This window comes from Paraburkholderia sp. BR10937, assembly GCF_040965695.1.
GTDB lineage: Bacteria > Pseudomonadota > Gammaproteobacteria > Burkholderiales > Burkholderiaceae > Paraburkholderia.
This window is the reverse complement of sequence record NZ_JBFRCL010000112.1, coordinates 1-8,284: the sequence shown is the minus strand read 5'-3', so window position 1 is coordinate 8,284 and position 8,284 is coordinate 1. Positions and strand designations below refer to the sequence as shown.

Genomic DNA, 8,284 nt, shown 5'->3' with positions numbered 1-8,284 from the left:
CGGGGACTGGATCCCCTTGAAGGGTCGTTCGAGACCAGGACGTTGATAGGTCAGGTGTGGAAGCGCAGTAATGCGTTAAGCTAACTGATACTAATTGCCCGTAAGGCTTGATCCTATAACAGGTGTGTTTCGCGATGCTCGTTAGTGCTTTAGCACTTACGAGCATCCTGCTCCCGAAGGGAGTGACGCACAGGTTGAGAGATCGCGTGTTGTGCCTGAAACAACACAACCCCAATTCAGCAGCACCCTCTTTACGCTTCTTCCCGATTGGCTGTGGCGCAGAACCCTGCGACGCAGCAACCCGTCAAGCCTGATGACCATAGCGAGCTGGTCCCACCCCTTCCCATCCCGAACAGGACCGTGAAACAGCTCCACGCCGATGATAGTGCGGATTGCCCGTGTGAAAGTAGGTAATCGTCAGGCTCCTTATGCAGTACGTCCAGAACCCCGGTGTCTCCGAAAGAGCACCGGGGTTCTGGCGTTTACGCGCGCGAAAAACGATTATTCTCAACAACTCGATTTATTCGTAGTCGATAGCGAAAATCTCCAGACCGTTTTAAATAGCGTTTCATGTATGCGTCAATACGCCTCAGAAATCGCGCAAATAAAAATCCAATTCGCATTAAATTGCAGCTTTCCTAAAGTTTCTCCCTATTCCGGCCGATACACGCGTGTGTAGTCATTAACTACAAACTAAAGATCACACGCTACACCAATAAAAACCGGGGAGCTTCTGCGCATGCGCTCGCGTGCGGGAAGCGAGAAACATGCACGACCGATGGAATGACTTGCGCGCGCAGCGACGCACTGCGCCCTCTATCTCCGCCGCAACGACGCTTGCGGGGATGCCCTGCGTGCTCCGCGTGCACGCCGCCGCCGTCTGGCACCGCATCTCGCCGATCTCCCTTGTCCAGCCGTTCTTGCCCTGCCAACAAGGAGAATTCATGAAGTCGTCCAAAACGTGGGGTGCGCTTTTCGCCGCCGCCACCATCGCAGCCCTCGGCGGTTGCGCGACGGAGTCGTCGCGTTCGCTGCCAGTGCCGCCTGTCACCAGCGCGCAGCGCCCCGCCGTCGGCAAGCCGGTGCAGATCGCAGTCGGCAAGTTCGACAATCGCTCGAGCTATATGCGCGGCATCTTCTCCGACGGCATCGATCGGCTCGGCGGGCAGGCCAAGACCATCCTGATCACGTCGATGCAGCAAAGCGGGCGCTTCAGCGTGCTCGATCGCGACAACCTCGACGAGATCCGCCAGGAAGCGGGCTTCACCAAGAAAGCCCAGGCGATCAAGGGCGCCAACTATGTCATCACCGGCGACGTCACTGAGTTCGGTCGCAAGGAAGTCGGCGATCACCAGCTGTTCGGCATTCTCGGCAGCGGCAAGAACCAGATCGCCTACGCGAAGGTGAGCATCAACGTTGTCGATACCACGACTTCGGAAGTCGTCGCATCGGCGCAGGGCGCGGGCGAGTACAGCCTTTCGAACCGCGAGATCATTGGCTTTGGCGGCACCGCGAGCTACGACTCGACGCTCAATGGCAAGGTGCTCGAGCTCGCTATCCAGGAAGCGGTCAACCATCTGGCTGACCAGGTCGACGCGGGCGCGCTGCGCACCGCGCACTGAACGCCCACGTCGTCCGCGCTTCACGCTGAATCAGAACAACTACTCATACGGGGTTTTCATGAAATACATCGGCACGCTTCGGGGATTCTGCCTGCCCATCACGGCGGCAACGCTGCTGCTCGCAGGCTGCGCGAACACCACGCCACCGCTCTACCAGTGGAGCGGCTATCAGCCCGGGGTCTACGACTACCTGAAGGGCGAGAAGGCGCCGCAGCAACAGATCGATGCGCTCGAGAAGTCGCTGCAGGAAATCCGCGCGAAGGGCAACACGCCGCCGCCAGGATTCCACGCGCAACTGGGCATGCTCTACGCGAACGTCGGCAACGACACGCAAGCCATGCAGGAATTCGACGCCGAGAAGCACCTCTTCCCGGAGTCGTCGACCTATATGGACTTCCTCATGAAGAAACCGAAACAACAATAAGCGAGCGTACCGATATGTCCAGATTTACCACTCTCAAGCTCTGGCTGGCTCTGTCCGCGCTCGCATTGCTGGCCGCCTGTGCACAGCCGGTCAAGCACGCGGATTACACGGCGTTCAAGAACGCGCGCCCGCGCTCGATCCTCGTACTGCCGCCCGACAACGCGACGACGGACGTGAATGCGTCGAACAGCATGCTCTCCCAGATGACGATGCCGCTCGCCGAGGCGGGCTACTACGTGATTCCGGTCGCGGTCATGGAGGAGACGTTCAAGCAGAATGGGCTGACGACGGCAGGCGACATCCAGCAGACCCCGCCGGAGAAGTTGCGCGAGATCTTCGGCGCCGATGCGGTGGTGTACTCGAAGATCACGCAATTCGGGACGCAATACCGTGTGCTCGACAGCGCGACGGTGGTGACGGCGACGGCGAAGCTCGTCGATCTGAAAACCGGCAAGGTGCTGTGGCAAGGCGCGGCGAGCGCCAGCAGCAACGAAGGCAACAACAGCAGTGGCGGCGGCCTGATTGGCATGCTGGTGGTGGCGGCGATCAAGCAGGTCGCGAATTCGCTGACCGACAAGAGCCACGATATCGCCGGTGTCACGAGCTATCGTCTGCTGCACGCGGGCCCGCCAACGGGGCTGCTCTACGGTCCGCACTCGCCGAAATACGGCACGGACTGAGCGGCGCTCGCGTCGCATAAAGAAAAAGCCCGTCACCGGAAGGTGACGGGCTTTTTTTTAATCCAGCTCCAGAGAGCGCAGCGATAAATCCGCTTAGCGCTCGAGGAACGGACGCAGCTTGTCCGCACGGCTCGGGTGCATCAGCTTGCGCATCGCCTTGCTTTCGATCTGGCGGATACGCTCGCGCGTCACGTCGAACTGCTTGCCCACTTCTTCGAGCGTGTGGTCCGACGTCGTGTCGATGCCGTAGCGCATGCGCAGCACCTTCGCTTCGCGCGGCGAGAGCGCCTTGAGCGCCTCGTCGATGGCCGCGCGCATGTTCGCGTGGATCGCGGCATCGGCCGGCGAGGCCGAACCTGCGTCCTCGATCATGTCGCCGAGCGTCGCGTCGCCGTCGTCGCCCACCGGGCTTTCGAGCGAGACCGGTTGCTTGGCGATCTTGAGGATGCCGCGCACCTTTTCTTCGGTCATGCCCATGCGCGCGGCGAGGTCCGCCGGATGCGCTTCCATACCCGTTTGCTGCAGGATCTCGCGCGAAATGCGGTTGAGCTTGTTGATCGTTTCGATCATGTGCACCGGCACGCGGATCGTGCGCGCCTGGTCGGCGAGCGCGCGCGTCACGGCCTGGCGCACCCACCACGTCGCGTACGTCGAGAACTTCCAGCCGCGGCGATATTCGAACTTGTCCACCGCCTTCATCAGGCCGATGTTGCCTTCCTGGATCAGGTCGAGGAACTGCATGCCGCGGTTCACGTACTTCTTCGCGATCGAGATCACGAGACGCAGGTTTGCCTTGACCATCTCGCCCTTCGCCTGACGCATCTTCGATTCGGCGACGGTCATGCGGCGATTGATCGCCTTGATCTGCTGCAGCGACAGCGATGCGGCCGCTTCGATCTCGGCGAGCTTGCGCTGCTCTGCCTGGATAGCCGGCAGGCTGCGCTCGATCGCGGGACCGTACTTGCTCGACGCGGCTGCGGCGCGCACGCCCCAGTCCAGATCGGTCTCGTGGCCCGGGAACTGCTCGACGAAGGCCTCGCGCGGCATGCCGCAGCGATCGACAACGATGGAGAGCACATTGCGCTCGATCGCGCGAATCTGCGCGACCTGATCGTGCAGCAGCGAGCACAGGCGGTCGATCGTGCGGGCCGTGAAGCGGATCGGCGCGAGTTCCGTCTGGATGTCGGCGCAGATCTGCATTTCCGCGGCCGAGGCGCGCGCATTCGCGTCCGACGTGCAGGCCATCTGTTCGAACAGCGTGCGAACGCGCGCGAAGATCGCGAGGCTGTCTGCCTTCAGTTGCGCGAGCAGGGCTTCGTTGGCCTTGCTGTTGTCGGCGTCGCTGTCTTCGTCGTCGTCCGAGTCGTCCGACTCTTCTTCTTCCGATGCCTGGGCTTCGACTTCTTCGCTCGCGTCTGCGTCGGCTGCCGCGGCCGGTTCCTGCGCGGTTTCGTCGCTGCCGATGCCGTCGACGAGTTCGTCGATGCGCATCTCTTCAGCCGCGACGCGGTCGGCGTCGGCGAGGATGGTCGCGACGATCGACGGGCATGCCGCGATCGCCTGGATCATTTCCTGGAGGCCGTCTTCGATGCGCTTCGCCACTTCGATTTCGCCAGCGCGCGTGAGCAGCTCGCTCGAACCCATTTCGCGCATGTACATGCGCACGGGGTCGGTCGTGCGGCCGAATTCGGAGTCGACGGTCGAGAGCGCGACTTCGACTTCTTCGTCGGCTTCGTCGTCGGCCTGCTGGTCGGCGCGGGAATCTTCGTTCAGGAGCAGCGTATCGGCGTCGGGCGCCTGCTCGTACACCTGCACGCCCATGTCGTTGAACGTGGCGACGATCGTTTCCAGCGCGGCCGTCTGCGCGAAGTTGTCGGGCAGATGGTCGTTGATGTCCGCGTGGGTCAGATAACCGCGTTCGCGGCCGAGCTTGATGAGCGCCCGCATTTGATGCTGGCGTTTCTCGAGTTGCGAGCCTGCGTCCATGGGCGTCGTATCGCCGGTCTTGTCTTTGGACGAGCGGCGTGCGGGGCGGGCAGACGAGGTCAGCGCGTCGTCCCGGTCATGGCTTGTCAATACATTCTCCTCGAAGGGATAGCCCGACAAGGGCAAAAAGGGTCACGCGCCAGCGGCGTGGCGTCCTGGCGATGACGAAATTGCAGGGGAGTGGGCGGGGCGCATGCCGGTCCCGCCAAGCGAGCGCCAAACGTCTGACGACGTGGCAGCCTGGATTTTCGTGCAATGCAGAAAGACCGCGTATGGTAGTGCGTTACGGCATGCGAGGCAACCCGAATCGTCGTGTTTGCGGCACATTGTCCGCCTTTAGGGTCGTACCGCTTGATAGTGCTCCACCTTACATATTTCCTACATGAGTCCCTTAGACCAATTTTCAAGCGAGAAGTTCACGTTTTTGTCACTCGCCTGGCCTATGGCACGCTGTTATTCCCCGCGAATTCCCCGTTGTCCGATCGTCATGCGCGGCACCGCTCACGCGCGAATCGCGACAATACGTTGAACGCGTTTGCCGGAGGACCGGTTGACCGTCTCCTCGTCGAGCGCGATGGTCGTGCCCTCGAGCGCGCCAGTGACGAGCGCCGGATCGAACGCACTATATAGACGTCCGGCCGGGTCGCGCGTGCTGTCGCCGTCGGTTACGCGCCAGCTCAGATAGAGTACGCCGCCGGGGCCGAGCAATTCGACGAGACGGCGGCAGGCCGCGCCGATCTGCGCGACGGGCAAATGCATGATCACGGTCTCGCAGAGGACGTTGTCAAAGCTCGCGGCGGGCAAACCGTTCAGTTCGGGCAACGTGGCAAGACCGAAGGCGTACCGCGGGTATTCAGCGGCGGCCTGTGCGATCAGACCCTCCGACGCGTCGTAGCCCGTCGTGGGGTAACCATGGGCGTTCAGCCATGCCACATCGCGGCCCGACCCGCACCCGATGTCCACCGTCCTTCCCTCCCGCCGGAAATACTGCATGAGACGCGCATAGAGGTCGTCGGGCGCAGGCTGGTTCGCCCATTCGGCTGCGTAGCCTGCGGCGCCACTCGTGTACGTCTCGATCGTCATGGAGTCCATATGGGGCTCGCCGTTCTGGTGACAAGAGGAAAGGACGCTTCGAGACTAGCCGATCAACGCGACGACAGGCAGTAGCGCGGCGATACCGGGATGGCCGCTGCCACGCTCGCCGATGGCGGCATGCGACGGACGCGACGCACGCAGCGTCAGGGCGGGAATTTGTCGTACTGGGGCAGCGAATCGGCGATCTCGAACCACGGCGCTTTCGAGCGCACGAAGATATGGCCGGCGGGGCGGATGTCGGGCGGATCGGTCAGCGTGCCGAGCGTCACGTGCACATAGGCCCCTTCGCGCACGACTGAATAGAGCAGCGAGCCGCAGCGGCCGCAATGGATGTCGTGGGCGGCCTGCGGGTCGCCGTACACCAGCGTCTGACCTTCGCCCTCGGTGAGTCGCAGCGCCCCGCTTTCGATGCCCGCAAACGGCTTGAACGCGGAACCTGTGGCACGGCGGCACTGCGAGCAGTGGCAATTGAACGCGTAGCGGAATGCATTGGTTACCGCATAGCGTACGGCGCCACACAGGCACTGGCCGCGCAGCGTGGCGGGAGCATTCGTGTGGGCGGGGGCAGTGTCGGCGGACATGATGGACGCGGTGCTCTGGTGGCAAGTGTCGAACATTGCGATCGGGCGGCTGCGGTGTGCGCACTCACATCATACGTTTGAGTCACCGGCGGCGCAGGAAAACGCAAAGGTCACCACATATGGGGATTGGCCGGCCAGCCATGGCTTCCGCACGGTTCGTGGCACCCCTCTCGCCCCGGAATGCACGGCAAATTTCCCATGGATGGTTACCTTTGGCGCCCTCGCGTAAAACGCGCCGCCCAAGCCCACCCAGGCGAGTCTACGCACCCCGTTCCCTCAACTCCTTCAATCCCTTGATGACGACGAGCAGCGCGCGGCCGTGCTCTTCCGAGCCGTCCCACGCCTCGACGATCGCATTGCGCAGCAATTCGTTGTAGGCGGCCGCGTGCCGGCTCGACGGCCGCGCCTGCACACCATAGAAACTGCATAGCTTATTGAATGACGCGCTCCGGCGTACCCGCCGCCCGTTCGACGTGCGAAGACGCGAGACAGTAGGCTGGCTGACCCCGGAAAGCCGCGCAATTTCGCTGGCAGAGCGTGAATCGTCCGACAACCGCCGCAGCAGTTCCTGCACCGGAAAATGAGTATCTGGGGCTTCCATGTCATGCATTATACCTATACAGTAGCGGTTATTGAATTGCCCGCCAAAATCGGCGGGCGGCTGCATTCCGAGGAAGTCGATGGCACTACAACACCTACCGCCCACGTTTTGCTGGTCCCGAATCGGGCCAGAGGCTGGCGTGGAACTCCCCACGCTGGTCCTGCGCAAGGAGTGGGAGCGTCGGCAGGGCGGCGGGCGTTTCCTGTGGGGCATCGGCCAGTCGCTCGGCAACAGCGCTCAAGTCGCCGCGCTGCGCACGGGCTCGCTGCTCGCCCTGTTCTCGCCGGCGGCGAGCCGCCCGCGCGCCACGCAAGACAAGCGCGGCAAGCGTGCCGGCGTGGTCGTCTGGAATGCGTGGGTCGATGCGAGTGGCCAGGTGCGCCAGCTCCCGCAGCACGTGTTCGTCACGAGCAGCGCCACGCTGCCCTCGGGCGCCGCGCGCGAGCATCACTACGCGCTCGTGTGCGTCTCGCCAACCGAACTGAGCGTCGGCAGTTCGCTGCGGGTGGTTCCGGAGCGGCTGCGCAGCGTGAGCACGGCGAAACCGCCATGCCGCTCGCAGGGCACGGTGGTGGTGGATTGCGTCGAGCGCGCCGCCCAGGCGGGCGGCAAGAGCCATCCGCTCGTGTTCACCGCGGAGCTGGAGGCGCCGTACTTCGTGCGGCTCACGCAGCCCACGCTCGTCAAGGCGCGCGACCTCGCGGCCGTTCACGAGGCGTCGCGCATGGGCGACTTCGACACCTACGCAGATCTCACCAAACGCGTGCGCAGCGAGGCCTGCGCACAACAGGCGCGCGGCGTCACGCGCGATCTCTTCGACGTTCCGCCTGCCGAGCACACGGCGTCTTCACGGCTTGGCGGCGCAAGAACGCGCCATGTCTCCCGGGCGGGAGACTGGACACAGCTCACGATGGAACTCTTCCATGGCGATTCACATCCGTTCACAAGAGGCCGAGGCCGCGCAACGCTTTTTTGAGGCGAGCCGCAACGTCGACCGGGCATTTCGCGCCCTGCGTGGCGAGGCCCACGACCACGTGGCCGTGCCGCCTGGCTATGGCGCCGCGCAATCGCGCCTCGACCACGCGCTGGACGAACTGGCGCGTGCCGAGGCGTTGTTCGATTCGGTTACCGAATTGCAAGCGCGTCAGACCAGTGATAATAAGGATCACTGAGGAACTGGCGCGATGACCCGCGAAGCGGCGCGCACCGGCATGGGTTCCACGACGCTGGTCGCCGTCGAGCAAAAACCGGCGGCGGGTCGTGGCCCGCGAGTTCGCGCTAACTCAGCCCTTTTC

At 63.3% G+C, this 8,284-nt stretch carries 9 protein-coding genes and 2 rRNA genes; 7 read left to right on the top strand and 4 right to left on the bottom strand.

The genetic code is table 11. The features are described from left to right. From AB4Y44_RS41880 to AB4Y44_RS41860, 5 genes are all read left to right on the top strand, one after another. Positions 1 to 115, top strand: a 23S ribosomal RNA gene (locus AB4Y44_RS41880); the annotation flags it as partial. A gap of 194 nt (positions 116 to 309) precedes the next feature. Then, a 5S ribosomal RNA gene (gene rrf / locus AB4Y44_RS41875) occupies positions 310 to 423 on the top strand. Between the two features lie 521 nt (positions 424 to 944). Then, positions 945 to 1,622, top strand: coding sequence for a CsgG/HfaB family protein (locus tag AB4Y44_RS41870; RefSeq protein WP_342923042.1), 678 nt, complete (start codon positions 945 to 947; stop codon positions 1,620 to 1,622). A 58-nt stretch (positions 1,623 to 1,680) separates the two neighbouring features. Then, positions 1,681 to 2,046, top strand: a complete 366-nt coding sequence (locus tag AB4Y44_RS41865) for a DUF4810 domain-containing protein (protein ID WP_342923041.1) — start codon at positions 1,681 to 1,683, stop codon at positions 2,044 to 2,046. A gap of 14 nt (positions 2,047 to 2,060) precedes the next feature. Beyond that, positions 2,061 to 2,726: a DUF799 domain-containing protein gene (locus AB4Y44_RS41860; RefSeq protein WP_342923040.1), complete on the top strand. Its 666-nt coding sequence runs from the start codon at positions 2,061 to 2,063 to the stop codon at positions 2,724 to 2,726. Between the two features lie 93 nt (positions 2,727 to 2,819). On the opposite strand, the gene rpoD is transcribed toward AB4Y44_RS41860, so the two are convergent. The 4 genes from rpoD to AB4Y44_RS41840 form a co-directional block, all read right to left on the bottom strand. Next, positions 2,820 to 4,802, bottom strand: coding sequence for an RNA polymerase sigma factor RpoD (gene rpoD, locus AB4Y44_RS41855; protein ID WP_342923039.1), 1,983 nt, complete (start codon positions 4,800 to 4,802; stop codon positions 2,820 to 2,822). A 411-nt stretch (positions 4,803 to 5,213) separates the two neighbouring features. Next, a complete protein-coding gene (locus AB4Y44_RS41850) occupies positions 5,214 to 5,804 on the bottom strand; it encodes a class I SAM-dependent methyltransferase (RefSeq protein WP_368702756.1) in 591 nt (196 codons plus the stop codon). Between the two features lie 146 nt (positions 5,805 to 5,950). Next, on the bottom strand, positions 5,951 to 6,388 hold the full coding sequence (locus AB4Y44_RS41845; RefSeq protein ID WP_368702755.1) for a GFA family protein: 438 nt from the start codon (positions 6,386 to 6,388) through the stop codon (positions 5,951 to 5,953). A gap of 259 nt (positions 6,389 to 6,647) precedes the next feature. Next, entirely contained in the window at positions 6,648 to 6,989 is a 342-nt protein-coding gene (locus AB4Y44_RS41840; protein WP_342923052.1) for a helix-turn-helix transcriptional regulator, read from the bottom strand. Positions 6,990 to 7,068: 79 nt separating this feature from the next. Here AB4Y44_RS41840 and AB4Y44_RS41835 point away from each other — a divergent pair, with 79 nt between their 5' ends. Both AB4Y44_RS41835 and AB4Y44_RS41830 read left to right on the top strand, forming a co-directional pair. Next, positions 7,069 to 7,965 carry a hypothetical protein gene (locus AB4Y44_RS41835; RefSeq protein WP_368702754.1) on the top strand — a complete coding sequence of 299 codons (897 nt, stop codon included), beginning with the start codon at positions 7,069 to 7,071 and terminating at the stop codon, positions 7,963 to 7,965. Then, positions 7,913 to 8,161: a hypothetical protein gene (locus tag AB4Y44_RS41830; protein WP_368702753.1), complete on the top strand. Its 249-nt coding sequence runs from the start codon at positions 7,913 to 7,915 to the stop codon at positions 8,159 to 8,161. Before AB4Y44_RS41835 ends, AB4Y44_RS41830 begins: the two co-directional genes overlap by 53 nt. The last annotated feature ends 123 nt before the right edge of the window (positions 8,162 to 8,284 follow it).